General features: G+C 62.0%; 14 protein-coding genes and 2 tRNA genes. 11 read left to right on the forward strand and 5 right to left on the reverse strand.

The window, feature by feature from the left end; translation table 11 throughout:
- The first annotated feature begins 141 nt into the window (after positions 1 to 141).
- The 3 genes from BUE15_RS01860 to BUE15_RS01870 all read left to right on the forward strand — a co-directional run bounded on the left by BUE15_RS01860 (position 142) and on the right by BUE15_RS01870 (position 2,902).
- On the forward strand, positions 142 to 840 hold the full coding sequence (locus tag BUE15_RS01860; protein WP_139252081.1) for a carboxypeptidase-like regulatory domain-containing protein: 699 nt from the start codon (positions 142 to 144) through the stop codon (positions 838 to 840).
- Between the two features lie 133 nt (positions 841 to 973).
- The gene (locus tag BUE15_RS01865) at positions 974 to 1,726 is read left to right on the forward strand and encodes a carboxypeptidase-like regulatory domain-containing protein (RefSeq protein ID WP_073280984.1); all 753 of its coding nucleotides are present in this window, start codon (positions 974 to 976) and stop codon (positions 1,724 to 1,726) included.
- 48 nt (positions 1,727 to 1,774) lie between these two features.
- On the forward strand, positions 1,775 to 2,902 hold the full coding sequence (locus BUE15_RS01870; RefSeq protein ID WP_073280985.1) for a carotenoid 1,2-hydratase: 1,128 nt from the start codon (positions 1,775 to 1,777) through the stop codon (positions 2,900 to 2,902).
- Here BUE15_RS01870 and BUE15_RS01875 read toward each other — a convergent pair.
- Entirely contained in the window at positions 2,899 to 4,077 is a 1,179-nt protein-coding gene (locus BUE15_RS01875) for an ATP-binding protein (RefSeq protein WP_073280986.1), read from the reverse strand. The two genes, BUE15_RS01870 and BUE15_RS01875, sit on opposite strands and share 4 nt — an antisense overlap.
- Before the next feature lie 310 nt (positions 4,078 to 4,387).
- Here BUE15_RS01875 and hemA point away from each other — a divergent pair, with 310 nt between their 5' ends.
- On the forward strand, positions 4,388 to 5,659 hold the full coding sequence (hemA, locus tag BUE15_RS01880; RefSeq protein ID WP_073280987.1) for a glutamyl-tRNA reductase: 1,272 nt from the start codon (positions 4,388 to 4,390) through the stop codon (positions 5,657 to 5,659).
- 161 nt (positions 5,660 to 5,820) lie between these two features.
- Here hemA and BUE15_RS01885 read toward each other — a convergent pair whose 3' ends face one another.
- Positions 5,821 to 6,129: an ArsR/SmtB family transcription factor gene (locus tag BUE15_RS01885; protein WP_044014970.1), complete on the reverse strand. Its 309-nt coding sequence runs from the start codon at positions 6,127 to 6,129 to the stop codon at positions 5,821 to 5,823.
- 256 nt (positions 6,130 to 6,385) lie between these two features.
- Between BUE15_RS01885 and BUE15_RS01890 the strand changes: the two genes are divergently transcribed.
- On the forward strand, positions 6,386 to 7,615 hold the full coding sequence (locus BUE15_RS01890) for a Glu/Leu/Phe/Val dehydrogenase dimerization domain-containing protein (RefSeq protein WP_073280988.1): 1,230 nt from the start codon (positions 6,386 to 6,388) through the stop codon (positions 7,613 to 7,615).
- A 72-nt stretch (positions 7,616 to 7,687) separates the two neighbouring features.
- Positions 7,688 to 8,833 carry a mechanosensitive ion channel family protein gene (locus BUE15_RS01895; protein ID WP_073280989.1) on the forward strand — a complete coding sequence of 382 codons (1,146 nt, stop codon included), beginning with the start codon at positions 7,688 to 7,690 and terminating at the stop codon, positions 8,831 to 8,833.
- Between the two features lie 75 nt (positions 8,834 to 8,908).
- Here the strand turns inward: BUE15_RS01895 and BUE15_RS01900 are convergent, their stop codons facing one another.
- Both BUE15_RS01900 and BUE15_RS01905 read right to left on the reverse strand, forming a co-directional pair.
- Positions 8,909 to 9,829, reverse strand: coding sequence for a TerB family tellurite resistance protein (locus tag BUE15_RS01900; protein ID WP_073280990.1), 921 nt, complete (start codon positions 9,827 to 9,829; stop codon positions 8,909 to 8,911).
- 111 nt (positions 9,830 to 9,940) lie between these two features.
- The gene (locus BUE15_RS01905) at positions 9,941 to 12,457 is read right to left on the reverse strand and encodes an AsmA-like C-terminal region-containing protein (protein ID WP_073280991.1); all 2,517 of its coding nucleotides are present in this window, start codon (positions 12,455 to 12,457) and stop codon (positions 9,941 to 9,943) included.
- Positions 12,458 to 12,647: 190 nt separating this feature from the next.
- Here BUE15_RS01905 and BUE15_RS01910 point away from each other — a divergent pair.
- From BUE15_RS01910 to BUE15_RS01930, 5 genes are all read left to right on the forward strand, one after another.
- Positions 12,648 to 12,722 (forward strand) — tRNA-Val (locus BUE15_RS01910).
- A gap of 24 nt (positions 12,723 to 12,746) precedes the next feature.
- Positions 12,747 to 12,824 (forward strand) — tRNA-Val (locus BUE15_RS01915).
- An 80-nt stretch (positions 12,825 to 12,904) separates the two neighbouring features.
- Positions 12,905 to 14,524, forward strand: a complete 1,620-nt coding sequence (locus tag BUE15_RS01920; RefSeq protein WP_139252082.1) for an ArnT family glycosyltransferase — start codon at positions 12,905 to 12,907, stop codon at positions 14,522 to 14,524.
- 62 nt (positions 14,525 to 14,586) lie between these two features.
- Positions 14,587 to 16,194, forward strand: a complete 1,608-nt coding sequence (locus tag BUE15_RS21860) for a hypothetical protein (RefSeq protein WP_170865166.1) — start codon at positions 14,587 to 14,589, stop codon at positions 16,192 to 16,194.
- A gap of 83 nt (positions 16,195 to 16,277) precedes the next feature.
- Positions 16,278 to 17,450, forward strand: a complete 1,173-nt coding sequence (locus BUE15_RS01930; RefSeq protein WP_073280994.1) for a GNAT family N-acetyltransferase — start codon at positions 16,278 to 16,280, stop codon at positions 17,448 to 17,450.
- Positions 17,451 to 17,648: 198 nt separating this feature from the next.
- On the opposite strand, the gene coaE is transcribed toward BUE15_RS01930, so the two are convergent.
- Complete coding sequence (gene coaE / locus BUE15_RS01935) at positions 17,649 to 18,245, reverse strand: dephospho-CoA kinase (protein WP_073280995.1); 597 nt, start codon at positions 18,243 to 18,245, stop codon at positions 17,649 to 17,651.
- Positions 18,246 to 18,300 lie beyond the last annotated feature (55 nt).

Here is an 18,300-nt window from a genome sequence, read left to right on the forward strand (position 1 = left end):
CAGAATAATGCGGCTAGGCTACTTTCTGCTCCCGCAAAGGCGCCGGTTGACATCGTGGCCCGGTTTTCGGTAGCTTGCCTGACGCGGCCTGCGTAAGTAGCTGCAACTGCGTCTTCCTTTCCATTTCCTCTGCCCTGACCTATGGCTTTCTCCGTCCCAACTCCCTGCCCCAAATCCTGGGCTGCCATGGCGCCCACCGCCGATGGCCGTCACTGCGCCAGCTGCCAGCACGAAGTCGTGGACTTTTCCGGCATGAGCGAAGCCGAAGTAACGGCGTGGCTGGCCCGCCCATCAGCCGGCAGCGTCTGCGGCTTCTTCCGGGCCGGGCAGTTTGCACGGGTAGCCGCGCCGCAGCCGCGCTGGCGCCAGTGGCTGCTGGCCGCCGTGGCCCTGCTAGGGCTGAAGCCGCTGTTGGCCGCGGAAGAAGCCGCCGCCTTCTCGCCGCGCCGCGAAGTACCGCGCGCTACCGAGCAAGCCGACACGCATGCCGAAGCCCCACAAGGCCAGGTTACGGTGCGGGGCCGCGTCCTCGACGATTCCACCGGCCTGGGTGTGCCGGGCGCCGAAATCTTTATCGGCGACACGCCTTACGGCGCCGTAACCGATGAGCAGGGCAACTTCAGCTTCACGATGCAGCAGCTGTGGGCACCCGTGCAAAACGGCCTCGTCAGCCTGCGCGTGCAGGCCAGCCCCTTCGTGTTTGAGAAGCAGCTGGTAGCTGTGAAAGTCTCGCCGGCTCCGGCCCCGCTCACCGTGCGCCTGAAATCGGTACCCGGCCGGGGCCAGATTATGGGGCGCATTGTGCAGCACGAGCCCCCGCAGAAGCCCCCGCTCAAGTAGCAAGGCAGGGTTTGACTTAAAAGAGGAGGGTTCCGGCAGGTTGCCGGAACCCTCCTCTTTTAAATTTTTCCAACGCCCTTATGGAATGTCGATGAAGTGGGCATCAAACAGGCAGACCTCACAACCCGCTGCTATGCCCCGTCTCGTTGCTCTCTCCGTTCCGCAGCCCTGCCACGAAAGCTGGGCCCTGATGACACCCGCCGCCCAGGGCCGCCACTGCGCCGCCTGCGACAAAGTAGTGCTGGATTTCACCCAGAAAACCGACGCCGAAATTCTGGCGCTGCTCCAACGCGCCGCCGCGCCCTGCGGCCGGTTCCGCCCCGACCAGCTGGGCCGGCCGCTGCTTCCGCCTCCGGCGCCGGCACCGCGCTGGCGCACCTGGCTGGCCGCGGCCGCTACGGTGCTGGGGCTGCGGGAAGTAGCCGCCGAAGAAAGCCGGGGTCAGCAGCTACAAACCGCCGAAGTTTTTCAGGCCAAAGACGTGCGCAAAGTGGAGGCGCTGCGGCGGGCTGCCCCGAAAGCTCCTGATACAGCTCGCCAGATACTGCGCGGCCGCGTCACGGATAAGGCATCCGGCGAAGGCCTGCCTGGCGTGACGGTGCTGGTGCCGGGCACGACTATTGGAGTTGCTACCAGCGCTGATGGCACGTTTGACTTGAATGTTTCCGGAACAATTGCAACACAGGTCAGCTACTCCTTCGTCGGATATGTCACTCAGGTGATGTCACTGGAGCAGGCCGCCACTTACCCCACAGTTGAATTGGAGGCAGATACGAAAGGCTTGGTGGGGGAATTAATAATAGTGGCCGGCGGTGTTAGATCATCACGCTGGTACACGCCACGCAGCCTGTGGTATCGGATTTCACGCCCTTTCCGGACTTTTTAACCTGAGCAGCGCCAAACCTTTCCGGCCCCAAAAACCTTATTCCGGGGTATGAAGAATCTGTTGCTTGCTACCCTCGTCCTCTTACTCACCACCACCGGCTGCGCCCTCAGGCCCACCAATAAGCACGACACGTTTGCGGAGCGGGCCCAGCTGCCGCAGGAAGAAGCGGTGCACAAGCAGAACTCGCTGGAGTGGTGGTACTTCACCGGCCACCTCCGCGACAAAGCCACCGGCGAGACGTTCGGGGTGGAATACGTGTTCTTCCACTTCAACGTGACCGGCAAAAAGGACTGGCAGATGGTGAATTTCGCCATCACCGACCCGCAGGCCAAGCAGTTCCGCTACGACTATAAGGTAGAGCGGCTGCCGCAGCTGCTGGCTCCTACCTTGCCGCTCAGCCTCAGTATGCAGAAAAAAGCTGAGCGCTGGACCCTGACCGGCCAGGAAGGCCGCTACCAGTTGCAGGCCCGCATGGCCGACCACGCGGGCCAGGCCATCAACCTCACCACCACGCCCGCCAAAGCCGTGCTCCTGCACAACGGCACCGGCTACGAGCAGTACGGCCCCACTGCCAAGGCGGGCTACTACAGCTACCCGCGCCTGGCCGCCACCGGCACCATGGAAGTGGGCGGCAAAACCCGCGAGGTGGAAGGCGAGCTGTGGTATGACCGGCAATGGAACTGCAACAGCGTGATGGCCAAAGACCTGGGCTGGGACTGGTTCAGCGTGCAGCTCGATGAGCCCCGTGAGGAAATCATGGCCTATCAGCTGCACAACCGGGCCACCGGCCAGCACATTGGGGGCGGCTCGCACTACAGCGCCGATGCGCAAAACACCCACCTGAATGAGGCTGATTTTCAGCTGGAAACCCTCGAATACTGGACCAGCCCGACCTCCAAGCTGCGCTACCCCAGCAAGTGGCGCCTGCGCATCCCCGGCAAAGGCTACGACCTGACCCTGACGCCCGTTATGCCCGAGCAGGAACTGACGCTCAAGCTGTTTGCCGGCATCAAGATGCACTACTGGGAAGGCATGTGCCGCGTAGAAGGCACCCACCACGGCAAGCCCGTAACCGGCAACAGCTACGTGGAAATCACCAACCGCCCGGAAGCCAAAAAAGCCCGCAAAGCCGCCGAAACCATAGCGTCGCAGAAGGAAAAAGCGGAGGGCATTTAGCCCTTCAGCACCACCCGAAACGTGGTACCGCGCCCTACTTCGCTCCACTTCACGAAGAGCTTGCCCTCGTGGTAGTTCTCAATGATGCGCTTGGCCAGTGCCAGCCCCAGGCCCCAGCCGCGCTTTTTGGTGGTGTAGCCGGGCAGAAATACGTTGTCGATTTTGCTTTTCGGGATGCCTTTGCCGGTGTCTGTAATATCGATGGCAATGGCGGTTTTGTCGCGGACGGGGCGGCGCAGATGCAGCGTAATGCTGCCGCGGCCATCCATGGCATCCACGGCGTTTTTGCAGATATTCTCAATCACCCAGTCGAAGAGCGGCACGTTCACCAGCGCCGGCGTGTCGGTGGGCAGGTCGGTCTTGATTTCAAACGTCACCTTCTTCGACACCCGGCTCTGCAGGTACGCAATGGCATTCTGGGTAGTGCGCAGGATGTTTTCGGGGTTTAGCACCGGCACCGAGCCGATGTTGGAGAACCGCTCCGTGATAATCTGCAGCCGCCGGATGTCCTTGCTCAGCTCCTCCACAATGGGCTCATCCCGAAACCGCTCACTCTCGCTCAGGTAGCTCTGCCAGGCCATCAGGGAGCTGAGCGGCGTGCCCAGCTGGTGCGCCGTTTCCTTCGCCAGCCCTACCCACACCCGGTTTTGCTCGGCCCGGCGCGAGTAGCTGAACGCGAAGTAGGCCATTACGCCCAGGCAGCCGATGACGGCCAGCTGCACCAACGGGTACGTGCGCAGTTGCGTGAGCAGCGCGGAGTCTTTGTAGTAGATGCGGTTGCGGGTACCGGTAAGCTCCACCACAATGGGAGCGTGCTGTTGCTCCATCACCTTGATTTCGCGGTGCAGATACGCAATAGCGGCCTTCTCCGACAGCCCTTTGGGCACGGCCACGTTCTTGCCGTCCACGATGTTGCCGGCGTCATCGGTCAGGATGATGGGAATGGTGGTGTTGGCGTTGATGATTTCCTCGAACACGAAGTTGGTATTCGAGTCTACTTCTGAGTTAATGATGAAGCGCTGGGCCTTGGCATACAAGTCAATCTGCTGCTGCTCGCGCTCCGACACGCGCTGCACCAGCACATTGGTGTAGATGATGGTGGCCGCCGCAATCAGCAGCGCCACCGCCACTATCAGGAGCTTGATGCGGGACTTCTGGTCGTATATGGCTATCAAAGGAATACAAAAACGCGGGTGGAGCGCCCGAAAGCGCCGAAGCAACCTGGCGGCCTTCCGCCCCAAACGGGAGAGCAGCAGGCCGTGCCGGCGAAGGTACAACGCATAGTATTCCGCCGCTGTTGCCCCGCCGCCGCCGCCCGGACCGCGCCGCCGGAATGATTTTTGTCACTTTATCTGCGGCAAAAGGGCTTTTGAAGCCCGTAGAAGCCATTTCGCCAGCGGCCGAACCAGGATACCTTTCCGGCTGTTTTCACGCTACCGATTTGTGCCGTAATTTTGCCCCCTACAATTGCAGTAGCCACCCGCTATGCCTCACCCCTTTAAGGCCGTTAGTCTGTCGTTCAAAAAAGCTCCTCTGGAAATCCGGGAGCTTATTGCACTGGACGAAGCCGCCTGCCGCCGCTTCCTGCACACGCTCCACCACGACCTGGGTCTTTCCGACCTGCTGGTGCTGAGTACCTGCAACCGCACCGAGGTCTACTACTCCGCCGACCTCGACTATAGCTCCATTATCATTGAGGCGCTGGGCCAGCTGAAAGGCCTGCCCGCAGCCCGCAGCTATACCAACTACTTCGACACGCTCACCGACGCCGACGCGGCCGTTCATCACCTGTTTGAAGTGGCCATGGGCCTCGACGCGCAGGTGGTCGGCGACCTGCAGATCAGCAACCAGGTGAAGCAGGCCTACCAGTGGTCGGCTGATGAGGACGCCGCCGGGCCGTTTTTGCACCGCCTGCTGCACACCGTATTCTTCACCAACAAGCGCGTACAGCAGGAAACCACTTTCCGCGACGGCGCGGCCTCCACTTCCTACGCGGCTCTGGAGCTGGTAGAGGAGCTGACCGCCGACGTAGCCAACCCACGCGTGCTGGTGGTGGGCCTGGGCGAAATCGGGGCCGATGTCTGCCGCCACTTCGGTGACAGCAAGCTGTTCCAGGACGTGACCATCTGCAACCGCACCCGTTCGAAAGCCGAGGCGCTGGCCGAAGAGTGCGGCCTGAAAGTGCTGGATTTCGAGAATCTGGTGCAGGGCCTGAAGGAAGCCGACGTGGTAGTATCGTCCATTGCGGCCGCTACTCCCTTCTTCACCCGCGAGATGGTGCAGCACCTCGACGTGCTGAGCTACAAGTTCTTCATCGACCTGTCGGTGCCGCGCAGCATTGAGGCCGAAGTAGAAACCGTGCCGGGCGTGCTGGTGTACAACATCGACGCTATTCAGAGCAAGGCTTCGGCGGCTCTGGAGCGCCGTCTGGCCGCTGTGCCGCACGTGCGGGCCATCATCGAGGAAAGCATTGCCGGCCTCAACGATTGGGCCAAGGAAATGATGGTGTCGCCGACTATCCAGCGACTCAAGAACGCGCTGGAGCACATCCGGCAGGAGGAAATGGACCGTTTTCAGAAGAAGATGAGCCCCGAGGAAGCCCGCCGCATGGACGAGGTGACCAAGTCCCTGATGCAGAAGATTCTTAAGCAGCCGGTGCTGCAGCTCAAGGCCGCCTGCAAACGGGGCGAAGCCGACCAATTGATTGACGTGCTGACCGACCTGTTTGACCTAGAAAACCAGCCCGCTACCGCGTAACCGGATTGCCCGAGTAGTCCCGCTCCAAACAAAATGCCCTTGCCGTCAGACAGCAAGGGCATTTTTAGGTTCAGAGCACTGCGTGAGCGGCGGCTAATCCCAACGAAAAAAGACCGTCAACTGGCGGTCTTTTTCGGTTTGAGCACAAGGAGCAGTTGCTGCTACATCGTGTCGCAGCACTCTTCCAGCGAGTCGATGACATCGAGCAGCTTCGGAATGGACAGCGAGTAATAGATTTTGGTACCCACTTTGAACGACGACAGGATGCCGCGGTCTTTAAGGGTGATAAGGTGCTGAGAAGCAATAGCCTGGGGCAAATCGAGCGAACGGTAGATTTCCGTTACGGTCATCTTATCCTCTTTGCCGAGCAGGTCTACAATAGCCAGACGCTTGGGGTGCGCCAGCACTTTGAGCATAGCGGCAGCCTTATCTACTTTTTTCGATTCTACGCGCGAAAGCAAGGGTTTCATACAGTGTACAACGGTGTCTAGATGGAAGAGCAGGCTTGCCGGTCATCAGGCAGGAATATGCCTACTACGATATTTCTGCCTTAAAGAGTTCCGGCCCGCCAAAGTGAGAGGTAAAAAATTGCGGCTTTCCACTTAACGCATCAAGCGCGCGAGTAGTACCATTCCGGGCTAAAGACCCGCATCCTTGCCGAGGGCTGCGTACCTTTGGCAGATTAAATAGCCCCCTCACCCTTCCACCCTCTTCCCGTTTTTTCACATGAAAGATCTGCTGGCCAAGTTTGAAAATAAGCGTCCCGAAATTGTTTTTGAGTGGAAAGATGCCGAAACAGAGGCAGAAGGATGGGTGGTTATCAACTCGTTACGGGGTGGCGCGGCCGGCGGGGGCACCCGTATGCGCAAGGGCCTCGACAAGCGGGAGGTAGAAAGCCTGGCCAAAACCATGGAAGTGAAGTTTACCGTGTCGGGCCCGGCCATTGGCGGTGCCAAGTCGGGTATCAACTTCGATCCGCAGGACCCGCGCAAGCGTGGCGTGCTGGAACGCTGGTACCGCGCCGTAATTCCGCTGCTCAAGAACTACTACGGCACCGGCGGCGACCTGAACGTGGACGAAATCCACGATGTTATTCCGATTACAGAAGACTATGGCCTCTGGCATCCGCAGGAGGGCATCGTGAACGGCCACTACCACGCCACCGAGCCACAGAAGATTCAGAAGCTGGGCCAGCTGCGTCAGGGCGTAGTGAAAGTTCTGGAAGACACCACCTTCACGCCCAGCCTGAGCCGCAAATACACCGTAGCCGACCTGATTACGGGCTACGGCGTGGCCGAAGCCGTACGCCACTACTACGAGCTGTGGGGTGGCCGCAGTGTGGCCGGCAAGCGCGCCATCATTCAGGGCTGGGGCAACGTGGGGGCCGCAGCGGCCTACTATCTGGCCAGCCAGGGCGCCCGTATCACCGGCATCATCGACCGGGCGGGCGGCCTGCTCAACACCGAGGGCTTCTCGCTGGAGGAAATCCGGGCGCTGTTTCTGGAGCGCGAGGGCAACGCCCTGACGGCTCCGAACCTGCTGTCGTTCGACGAAATCAACCAGCGTATCTGGAGCAGCGGTGCCGAAATCTTTATTCCGGCGGCGGCCTCCCGGCTGGTTACGCGCGGGCAGGTAGAGCAGCTGATTGCGGGCGGCCTGGAAGTTATTTCGTGCGGCGCCAACGTGCCGTTCCAGGACCCGGAAATCTTCTTCGGCCCGACCGGCGAGTTTGCCGACCAGCACACTTCCGTCATCCCCGATTTTATTGCCAACTGCGGCATGGCGCGCGTCTTCGCCTACCTGATGGAAACCAACGCCGAAATCACCGACCAGGCCATCTTCGCTGATACGTCGCGCGTGATTCGCCGGGCGCTGGAGCGCACCCGCCAGCAGGGCGACTCCCGCACGGGGGTAGCCCAGAAGTCGTTTGAAATGGCGCTGCGCCAGCTGGTATAACGCCCCGGTAAGCGGCGGGCGCACTTCCCGGCACCAATTGAACGCTCTACAGGCCCTTTCATCCTTTCCCTTATGACGCTTCAGGAAATCCTGCACTACCGCTTGCTCGGCAACAATGTGGGCGCGTACCTGACCTGCGCGGGCATTCTGCTGTTCGGCTACGCGTTTCGGCGGCTGCTGTCGCGGCTGTTGTCGCGGCTGGTGTTCCGCTTCATCCGCAAGCGGACCGAAGGCGTGAGCGAAGCACAGTTTCAGGCGCTGCTGATTCAGCCCATGTCCATCGTGGTATTCTTCGCCACGATATACCTGGCGTTTCAGGTGCTCGACTATCCGGTGAGCAGCTCTGAGCTTACCAAGCACGAGCCCTGGCCCAAGGTGGCCCTGTTCCGGCTCTACCAGGTCGGGCTGATTGTCGGTATCACCTGGATTGGGCTGCGCCTCGTCGATTTTCTGACGCTGGTGTTTCGGCGGCGGGCTGAGGCCAGCACCTCGCGCCTCAACAACCAGCTGATTCCGTTTGCCAAAGACCTGCTGAAGGTGCTGGTGCTCACTCTGGCGTTTCTGGCGCTGCTGGGGCGCGTGTTCGGCGTCAACGTTACGGCCCTGATTGGGGGCCTGGGCATCGGGGGCCTGGCCGTGGCCTTTGCAGCCAAGGAGAGCCTCGAAAACCTGATTGCCTCGTTCACCATCTTTCTCGACCGGCCCTTCGCCGTGGGCGACCTGGTGGATGTGGGCGGCGTGACGGGCACCGTGGAGAAGGTAGGTTTCCGGAGCACGCGCCTGCGTACTGCTGAGAAAAGCTACGTAACCGTGCCCAACAAGTCGATGATTGACAAGCCGCTGGACAACCTGTCGTTGCGGACGGCCCGGCGCGTCAACTTCACGCTGGCGCTCAGCCACACCACCACCAGCCAGCAACTGCACCAGATTGTACGGGAGGGCAAACGGCTCATCGGCGAAAATCCGCTCGTTACGCAGGATGTGCAGATACAGTTTGCGGCGCTTACGCCTGCAGCCAAGGAAGTTACCGTGCAGTACTTCGTGGAAACCACCAGCTACGACGAGTATCTGGCCGTGAAGGAGGAAATGAACTACCGCCTCATAGAAGCAGTGGAGCGGGCGGGCGGCTCTTTCGCCAGCTCCGGTACCACAGTCGTGCAGCTCGGGCACGGCGGGCCTTTGGAAGGGCTCAACCCCGTCAACACGCCCCTGTTATAGCCCTCTGCTTCATACAAAAGGCCGGCCGCTTCATGAGCGGCCGGCCTTTTGTATGGAAGTAAAAGTCGGTTGGCTCTACCGGCGTCCGCCGAGCAGCCCACCAAGCAGGCTGCCCATGCCGCCGCCCATCAGGCCGCCCAGTCCGGCGCCACCGGCGCTGCGGGGCTGCGAGTTGGGCTGGCCGCCCAAGCCGCCCAGAATAGACATCAGCGAGCCAAGGCCGCCGCTGCCCACATGGGAGCCCTGTTGCGGCAGGTTGCCATAGCCGCCTGATGCTCCGGCGCCCGAGTTGCCGCCCATCATGCCACTCAGCAGGCCCCCGCCGAGCAAGCCGCCGAGCAGGCCACCCATTGAGCTGCCGCCCATAGCGCCGCTCATCAGGCCGCCCATAGTGTCGCCGCCCATCAGGCCGCCACCCATCAGGCCCCCACCGCTGCTCTGGCCGCGGCCGCCCATCACCTTCGACAGCACCATCGGAGCCACTACGCCCAGCAAACCGGCCATCAGAGCGCCTTTCGGAATTCCGGCATTGTCGAGCTTGTCGCTGATGCCGCTGAAGAAGCCTTGTTTGGCGGGGTCGCTGGCATCGTGCGGGACGTGGGCGGCCTGGTCTACTACCTGGTTCAGAGCCTGAGTTTGCTGGGGCGTGATGTTGAGGTAAGCGGCAATTTTATTCACCATGGCTTCCTCGTCGTTGGCGTAGGAGCCATCGGCGCGGGCAAAGCTGATGAGGTCTGTCACGAGCGAGTAGCGCAGGTCGCTGCCACGCAACGCGTCCAGGTTGGCTTTGATACTGTCGTTGGTAGAGTCACGGGCCGCTGAGAGAACCTGCTGGGTAGCGCCGCCAGAAAGACCGGCCTGGTGCGCAAGCTGCTGCAGAAACTCAATTTCAGTGGCAGAAGCCTCCCGGTCGGCGGACGCCAGGCTGGCAATCACGCTTAGATAGGCCGCTTTTTCTTGATCCGAATAGTTTTGCAGGAGTTGGGAATCGTTCATTGTAGTTGCATGTGAGGGGGTGGTCAAACAGCTGTTGCTGTTGGTCTCTAACGCAGAGCTACGGATTAGGTTAGCGTACGATGCCGGCACCAACCTGGGGCGTTGCAGCACTCAAAAGTCGAAGTATTCGCCGGTCTGGGGCTGCGCCGGTTTTTTCTCCGGCTTTTTCAGTTCGAATGCCTTGCGTGGGGCCGGGGGCGTGGTATTTTCAACTGGTGCCACTGGCTTGGGCGGTTCAGCGGCCGTAGCCGGACGCCGCGCTGGCGGCAGGCTGCTTGCCGGCCGGGCCACCGACGACCGTCGGTCATACGTCACCCGAAAATTGTCCTCGTCGCCCTGAATGGCCAGCAGCAGGCTGGGGCCGGAGCCCATACCGGCCGTACGCTGCAGCAGCCCCGGCAGAATCGGGATGCTGACGTGGTAGTCCATCTGCTGGTCGAAGGTGTGCGTGCCGGTAACGCGGATCAGAGAAGCCGCCCGCACGTTGGAGCGGATTTCCATTTCCGGCAGATACACCGTGCGGCTCTGAATGTAGACCGGAGTAGTAAGCTGAGCGAAGCGCAGATGCCGCAGCCGCTCCCGGCCCGCAATCATCGAAAGCTTCTGCAGCGGCTGGAAGTTGTTCAGCTCGCCGTTGCGCACAGTCAGGTTCACTTCGGCCTCCATTCGGTCAGTCAGCGGGTTCAGAGCCCCATCGAAATACAGGTCCGATTCGGCCCGGGCCGTGAGGGAGCCGCGCAGGTGCCGGGCTGTAATGAAGCGCTGGCCGAAATCCTCGAAGGCGTAGAACAGGCTGTCGAGCGGCAGCTGCTGGCAGCTGATGGTAGAGCTCAGGCGCAACAGCTGAGGCCGGCGCGCGTCGAGGGTGCCCCGGAAGCTGGCCTGCCCACCCGCTGCCATAATAGAAAGCGGGGCGGCACTCAGCAGCTGGTTGCGCAGCCGGATGGTGCCCGTTAGGCGTTGCCCGCGAAACCGCCGGAACCGCACGCGCTGCACATCGGTACGCACATCCAGGGCCAGCTGCGGCGAAATCCGCAAGCCATAGCTGCCGGCTGCCGGAGTACTCGGCGCGGCTGGTTTGGCGACAGTGGCCCGGGAAGGGCCGGCGGGCTGGTGCATCCGCAGCAGCTGGTCAAAATCAAGCAGCTGCGCCTTCAGGTCAGCATCCAGGAGCAGTTGCTGGCGGGGCAGCAGCAGCCAGCCCAGCGCATTCCGAAAGAAGCCATTCAGCCGGAAATCAGAATTGCCAATTTTCCCGGAAAAGCCGTTGATAGCCACATCATTGCGGCGCAGCACGAAGTTGCCATTCAAGCCCGTAAATGGCTGGCGGAAGTCGCGCAGCTGCAGCTGCACGCCGTGCAGCGCCAGTACACCGCTGGAACGCACAGCGGCCGAAGCGGGCTGGGCCCGAAACTGGCGCAGATTCCCCACAAACTGCAGCTGCAGCCGGGCGGTGCCACTGGCCGCACGCACGGCGGCCAGCGGGTAGAAGCGTTGCGCCCGTCCTACGTCCAGGTCGGCCCGCAGATCCAGGCTCAGGGTGGGGTTCTGGAAGTTGACGTAGCGCACGTTGCCGCTGAACGGGCGCCCCTGCAGCGTACCGCGCACGTCGCGCAGACTCAGCACGGAAGTATGGGCGGCCCGGGCCGCACCGTTGCTGAAACTGCCGCTCAAAAACACGTGCTCCACGGCCTGCCGGAACTCCGGATGGTAAAACGAGGCGTCGCGGCAGCCGAAGCTTACATCAATGCGGGGGCTGGCTTTCGCCGACAGCTCGCCGCGCACTGTTCCGCCGAAGTACAAGTCGCCGCGGCTGCGGTAGGCACTCAGGCGGCTGGCCAGCCGTGCCGGCAGCAGCGCCAGCACCGACTGCGCATCGGTCTGGCGGCCTTCCATGCGCAGGCCCAGGGTGGTAGCCTGGCGGTAGTCGACGCGGCCGGCCACGCTGTAGGCAGCCTTGCCCACGTTCAGCACCGACGGCTCGATGGTGACGAGCCGGGCGGCGCGGTCTATCTGCAGGCGGGTCGTGAGGGCCAGGTCTTTGTTGCGGAAGTAGGCATCGGGGCCAAGCTGCAGAGCCTCTACCCGCGTGCTGCCCTGGGCCCGCACTCCCACCAACATGTCCTCTACGTCGAGTTGGGCTTTCACATCATGCACCTGCACGGTGTAGCGCTGCTGCCGCTGCTGGTCATCGTATACGGCCCGCACACGCTCCAGCCTGATATTTTCGAGGGCAAATGCAAAGGGCTGGCTGGCGGCGGTAGCGGTGGTATCGTAGCGGATGACGTCGTAGTTGGCGCGCCCCTGCTGGTCGTGGCTGACCTGCACCTGCCCATCGGTGAGCGTAACGGCCCGGATGCGGTAGTGTCCGCGCAGCATGTCCCAGGCATCGAAGGCGAAGTAGAGGCGGCGGGCACGGGCCAGCGGCACGGTATCCTGCGGTAACGAGCCGCTCACGCGCAGTTCGTGCAGCGTGATGGACACGCGCGGGAACTGGTCGAGCAGGGAAACCTGCATGCGGCCCACTTTCACCGGCGTTATAAGGTAGCGGTTGGCCTCCTGCACAAACAGCGCAATGATGCGCTCCTGCCCCAGCCACACGCCGCCCACTACCACGGCCAGCAGCAAAAGCAGCCCGGTTAAAGAAAATATTACTAGTCGCCGCAGCTTTTTCAATCGTCGAAAATTTCTGACTCTAAAAGAGTTGCCCTCTCGCCTACGCCCATGCCAGACAAATTCCCGGCTTAAAGTTCGCACAAAGAGTTGCGTAATCGAAAATGACCTGCCATATTTGCCATCCCAAACGGGACACGCCCATGGGAGATTAGCTCAGCTGGTTCAGAGCATCTGCCTTACAAGCAGAGGGTCACTGGTTCGAACCCAGTATCTCCCACTTTATTGTTTACGCATACCCCTCGGGAGATTAGCTCAGCTGGTTCAGAGCATCTGCCTTACAAGCAGAGGGTCACTGGTTCGAACCCAGTATCTCCCACCATTACAAGGACAGCCCTCCCGGCTGTCCTTTTTTGTTTTCCGGCCGGCCTGGTGTCGGAAGCTGTATTTCTGTTTGGGACTATGCTTGCACGCGCTAAAAGGCAGAACTGGCTGGTACGCATGTTCTTTGGCTTGCTGCTGCTGGCCGGGCTGCTGCTCTTCCGCGACTACGGCGTTTCGGTGGATGAGCCAACCGACCATCACAATGGCGCCATCAATGCCAAGTATGTGGCCGAGCAGCTGTTTCCGGCGCTGCTGCCGGCCGATGCCGACCTGCGGCGGATTCCGCCCCTGGCCAGCAACAAGAACAACGACCATGGCGTGCTGTTTGAGCTGCCGGTGGCGGGGCTGGGGCGGCTGCTTGCCGATGGGCAGCCGGGCCACTATTTTCTGCTGCGGCACCTGTGTGTCTTTCTGACGTTTGTGGGTGGCACGTGGGCCTTGTATCGGCTGGCCTGGCTGCAGTTTGGGCATCGGCTGGCGGGGCTGCTGGCGGCGGCGTTGCTGGTGTTCTCGCCGAGGTTTTTTGCGGAAGCCTTCTTCAACGGTAAGGACATTGTCTTCATGGCCTTTTTCACGCTGGCCATGTACACGCTGGCGCGGCTGCTCCAGCGGCCTACGCTGTGGTGGGCCCTGGTGCATGGCCTGGCTACGGCCGCGGCCATTGGGCTGCGGCTGCCGGCCTTCATTATAGTGGCCTTCACGGTGGCCGGGGTGGGCCTGCTGGCCGCCTTTCCCGGCCCGAACGATACCATACCGACGCGCCGCCTTGCCAGGATGCTGGCCGTGTATGGGTGCGCCACTGTGCTCGGAACCATTGCCTGCTGGCCGTATCTGTGGGAGGCGCCACTGGCGCATTTTCTGGAGGCCTACCAGAGCCTGAGCCGCTACGGCTGGCCCTTCAGCACGCTGTATCTGGGGCAGTTTGTGCCCGCCGCTCAGCTTCCGTGGCACTACGTTCCGGTCTGGATGCTCATCACGACTCCGCTGCCTTACGTGCTGGCGGCAGTGCTGGGAGTTGGGGCTTCGGTTCGGCAGATCCTACGACAGCGCTTCAGTATGGCGCGTACCCTGCCCGGCCGCCTGCACCTGCTGACCCTGGGCTGGCTCCTCGGGCCGGTGCTGATGGTGATAGTGCTGCGCTCGACGCTGTATGATGGCTGGCGGCACCTGTATTTCGTGTATCCGGCGCTGCTGCTGCTGGCTGTGCGCGGCCTGCTGCTGCTTGGGCGGGCTGCCGCACAGCCCCGGCAATGGGTGCGGCACCTTGCCACGGCGCTGCTCCTGCTGCTGGGCGGCGAGACGCTGCGGACGGTAGCGCGCATAGTGCAGCTTCATCCTTATCAGCATCTGTACTTCAGCTTCCTGCCGGCCCGGGTGGCAGAGCAGCAGTTTGAGCGCGACTACTGGGGCCTGGCGTTTCGGCAGGGACTGGACTGGGTGCTGGCCCACGACCCGGCGCCGCAGGTAACCGTGGCCAGCGACGTGCCGGATATGGTGTACGCCAATGCCTTCCTACTGTCGGCTTCTGACCAGGCGCGCCTGCGCCGCGTACCAGCCGCCCAAAGCGCGCCGCCGGCCCGCTATTTTCTGGCTAACTACCGCTGGCACCCGCAGCCCTATCCCGATAGTTTGGGCACAGAAGTTTACACTATCCGGGCCGGGGGCATCAAGATACTTTCGGTATTCCGGCGGCCCTAGTGCCGGGCTTCGCATCTTCGCAGCCAGCTTTTCTATCTGCTTTCCTGTTCAATTTCTTGTCGATGCCTGTTGCCAGTAAAGTCCGTCGGCTAAGTACGGGGCTGTTTTTTGGGGTGCTACTGCTACTGGGTGCCTGGCTGCACCGCGACTATGGCGTGTCGTGGGATGAAACGAACAACCACCTCAACGGGCTGGTCAACCTCAAGTTCATTGCGGCCAAGCTGCTGCCGGCCACGCACCCGATTCAGAGCCACCCCACTTTCGCCACCACTCCCGACATCCTCGACTTCCCGGACGCGCACCACGGGCCGCTGTTCGAGATGAGCGCCGTAGTGCTGAGCTACCTGCTCACCGACCACGACTCCCGCTCCTATTTTCTGCTGCGCCACTTTCTGATCTTCAGCCTCTTCACGATGGGCGCCTGGGCGCTATACCGGCTGGGCACCCACTGGCTGCGCGACTGGCGCTGGGGGCTGCTGGGGGCGGCGCTGCTGGTGTTGTCGCCGCGGTTCTTTGCCGAGGGCTTCTACAACGGCAAGGACATCGTGTACATGGCCTTTTTCACGCTGGCCATGTACACGCTGCTGCGCCTGTGCCAGCGGCCCACCGTGGGCCGGGCCCTGCTGCACGGGCTGGCTACCGCGCTGGCCATGGATATCCGGGTGCAGGGCCTGCAGCTGGTGCTGTTTACGCTGGTGGGGCTGGGGCTGGAAAAACGCTGGGGCCTGGAGCCGCTGCCGGGCCGGCGGATGTTGCTGTCGGTACTGCTGGCGTATCTGGGGGCAACCACCGTGGGGGTGCTGGCGGGCTGGCCGTATCTGTGGGCCCATTCGCTGCCGAAGCTGCTGGAGGTGAGCACACACGCGGTGCGCTACCCCTGGGGCTTCACCAACTTCTACATGGGCCAGTTTCTGCTGGTAGGCGAGTTGCCGTGGCACTACATTCCGGTCTGGATGGGCATCACGATTCCGCTACCGTTTTCATTGGCGGCGGTAGTAGGCCTGGGGGCGGCGCTATGGTACGGCTGGCAGCGGGGCCGCCGCGCACTGAGCACCGCCGCAGGCCGTACCGGCGTGCTGGTGGCTCTGTGGCTGCTGGGCCCCATACAGGTGGTCATGCTCACGCATACGGTAGTGTATGAAGGCTGGCGACACCTGTATTTCGTGTATCCGGCGCTGCTGCTGTGGGCGGTGCAGGGCATCCGGCAAATGGTGCGGCTAAGCCGGCAGGCCGGCTGGCGGCGCATGGCGGCCCGGGCGGCCATCGGGCTGGGTTTGCTCGAAACCGCGCATACTGCCGTGCGCATCGTGCAGATGCACCCGCATCAGAATGTGTATTTCAGCTTTCTGCCGGGCGAGGTGGCCGAGCAGCTTTTTGAGCGCGACTACTGGGGGCTGGGCTACCGGCAGGGCCTGGAGTGGGTGCTGGCGCAGGATGCTTCGCCGGAAGTGACGGTGAATGTATTCTGGCACTATCCGCTCTACAACAACTCCCTCATCATCAAGCCCCAGGACCGGGCCCGCCTGCGCTACACCCCCGATGGCACTGCCCGCTACTACCTGGCCGGCTACCGCTGGCACCCGCAGTCCTACCTCGATTCATTGGGTACCGAGGTGCACGCCATCCGGGCCGGGGGCGTGAAGGTGCTGTCCGTTTTCCGGCGGCAGTAAGTCTGTTCTTACCTTCGCGCCCACGCTTGCCGAACCCTGCTTTCTCCTGAAACCCGGGGCCTCACTCCTCTTCTACACTTGCTATGCCTCTGCTCGAAGTCAACAGCCCGACCCGCGCCCGCCAGTTCCGCGACCTGGCGGAGCGGATTTATCAGCAGCACCCCAACTGGATTCCGCCCCTCGACCACGAGCTGGAAGCGGTTTTCGACCCGAAGCAGAACGCCAATTTCAAGCACGGTGAAGCTATTCGCTGGATTCTGACCAATGACACCGGGGAGGTTATCGGCCGGGTAGCGGCCTTCGTAAACCAGCAGACAGCCTACGCCGATACCACGCTGCCCACCGGCGGCATGGGCTTCTTTGAGTGCATTGATGATCAGGCGGCGGCCAATACGCTGTTTGAGGCCAGCCGCGCCTGGCTGGCCGGGCGCGGCATGCAGGCCATGGACGGGCCCATCAATTTCGGGGAGCGGGACCGGTACTGGGGGCTGCTGGTGTCGGGCTTCACCGAGCCCAACTACGGCATGTTCTACCACCCGCCGTATTATCAGCAACTATTTGAGAGCTATGGCTTTCAAACGTATTTCAAGCAGTATACCTGCTACCGCGAAGTAGCTACGCAGCTGCACCCCAGCTTCAGCAACGCCGCCGTGCGCTACGCCGAGCAATATCCGGCCTTCCAGTTCCGGCACGCCAGCAAGCGCGACCCGGAAAAGATGGCCCGAGACTTCCACCACGTCTATAACCTGGCCTGGGCCAACCACAGCGGCATTGCGGCCATGCCGCTGGAAAAAGCCCGCGAACTGGTGCGCCAGATGAAGCCCGTGCTGGATGAGCGCCTGCTTTGGTTTGCCTACCACAACGACGAGCCGATTGCCTTCTTCGTGAGCTTGCCGGAGCTAAACCAGATTTTCAGGCACGTAGGCCGCAACTTCAACCTCTGGAATAAGCTGCGCTTTTTGTGGCAAAAGCACCGCTACGAGCAGCGCACCGACAAAAAGCTCTTCGGAGTAATATTTGGCGTGGTGCCGGAGTGGCAGGGCAAGGGAGTAGAAAGCGCCCTGATGGTGCATGCCCGCGCCGAGTTTATGCGGGCCGGCTACACAGAAATCGAAATGAACTGGATAGGCGACTTCAACCCCCGGATGCTGGCCCTGACCCGCTCCATCGGGGCGCGCATCTACAAAACCCACGTCACCTACCGCTACCTCTTCGACCGGCAGCGGCCTTTCGAGCGCAGCCCGATTATTCGGTGAAGAGCAGCCGAATGGTTGAGTAGCGGAGTAAGCCGTTATGGATTGCGGCTTACTCCGCTCATGCTCTGTGGCCCAGATGCATCTGGCCTAGGGCATGTGGCCAGCAAAGAAAAAACCGTCATTCCGGCTGCGCTCGGAATGACGGTCTGTTGTGGGGCTGTTTATGTTACCTATCCACGCGGCTACTCAATTGCTCAGTTACTCTCCGCTGAAAGCCTGGTGCAGTTGCAGCACCTGCGGAATCAGCAAGTGTTGGTCGTCGTTGCGGATGAGGTGGTCGGCGCGCTGCATTTTTTCTTCCTCGCTCATCTGCTTCCCGATGATGGCCAGCACGTCGTCGGCGGTGCGGTGCGGGTCGCGGTGCAGCACCCGGGCCTGCCGGATTTCCAGCGGCGCAAATACCGTAATGACTTGGTCCAGCTGGCGGTAGGCCCCCGACTCGTACAGTAGCGCGGCTTCTTTTAGGATGTAGGCATGGCCCTGCGCCTCACGCTCCGCCGACCATTGGGCGAAGTCGCGGCCTACGGCGGGGTGCACCAGCGCATTGAGGCGCGCCAGTTGGGCAGGATCGGCGAAGGCAAGGCGGCTGATGTGGGTGCGGTTGAGCTGGCCGGCGGCGTCGAAGGTATCGGGCCCGAAAGCGGCCTGCAGCTCGTCGCGCAGGTGCGCGTCGTTCACCATCACCCACTTGGCCCGGAAATCCGAATCGTACACCGGCACGCCCAGCACCTGAAACAGGCGGCACACCACGCTTTTGCCCGAGCCAATACCGCCCGTAATGCCAATCCGACGCATACGCTGGAGAGTAAGTGAGTATGCTGAAGGCCTGAGCAACTGCAGCATATGCCTG

Source organism: Hymenobacter psychrotolerans DSM 18569 (genome assembly GCF_900142395.1).
GTDB classification, from domain to species: Bacteria; Bacteroidota; Bacteroidia; order Cytophagales; family Hymenobacteraceae; genus Hymenobacter; species Hymenobacter psychrotolerans.

Coding starts and splice junctions, on each gene's coding strand:
- BUE15_RS01860 (WP_139252081.1), top strand. CDS start 142: ATGGCTTTCTCCGTCCCAACTCCCTGCCCCAAATCCTGGGCTGCCATG.
- BUE15_RS01865 (WP_073280984.1), top strand. CDS start 974: ATGCCCCGTCTCGTTGCTCTCTCCGTTCCGCAGCCCTGCCACGAAAGC.
- BUE15_RS01870 (WP_073280985.1), top strand. CDS start 1,775: ATGAAGAATCTGTTGCTTGCTACCCTCGTCCTCTTACTCACCACCACC.
- hemA (WP_073280987.1), top strand. CDS start 4,388: ATGCCTCACCCCTTTAAGGCCGTTAGTCTGTCGTTCAAAAAAGCTCCT.
- BUE15_RS01885 (WP_044014970.1), bottom strand. CDS start 6,129: ATGAAACCCTTGCTTTCGCGCGTAGAATCGAAAAAAGTAGATAAGGCT.
- BUE15_RS01890 (WP_073280988.1), top strand. CDS start 6,386: ATGAAAGATCTGCTGGCCAAGTTTGAAAATAAGCGTCCCGAAATTGTT.
- BUE15_RS01895 (WP_073280989.1), top strand. CDS start 7,688: ATGACGCTTCAGGAAATCCTGCACTACCGCTTGCTCGGCAACAATGTG.
- BUE15_RS01900 (WP_073280990.1), bottom strand. CDS start 9,829: ATGAACGATTCCCAACTCCTGCAAAACTATTCGGATCAAGAAAAAGCG.
- BUE15_RS01920 (WP_139252082.1), top strand. CDS start 12,905: ATGCTTGCACGCGCTAAAAGGCAGAACTGGCTGGTACGCATGTTCTTT.
- BUE15_RS21860 (WP_170865166.1), top strand. CDS start 14,587: ATGCCTGTTGCCAGTAAAGTCCGTCGGCTAAGTACGGGGCTGTTTTTT.
- BUE15_RS01930 (WP_073280994.1), top strand. CDS start 16,278: ATGCCTCTGCTCGAAGTCAACAGCCCGACCCGCGCCCGCCAGTTCCGC.
- coaE (WP_073280995.1), bottom strand. CDS start 18,245: ATGCGTCGGATTGGCATTACGGGCGGTATTGGCTCGGGCAAAAGCGTG.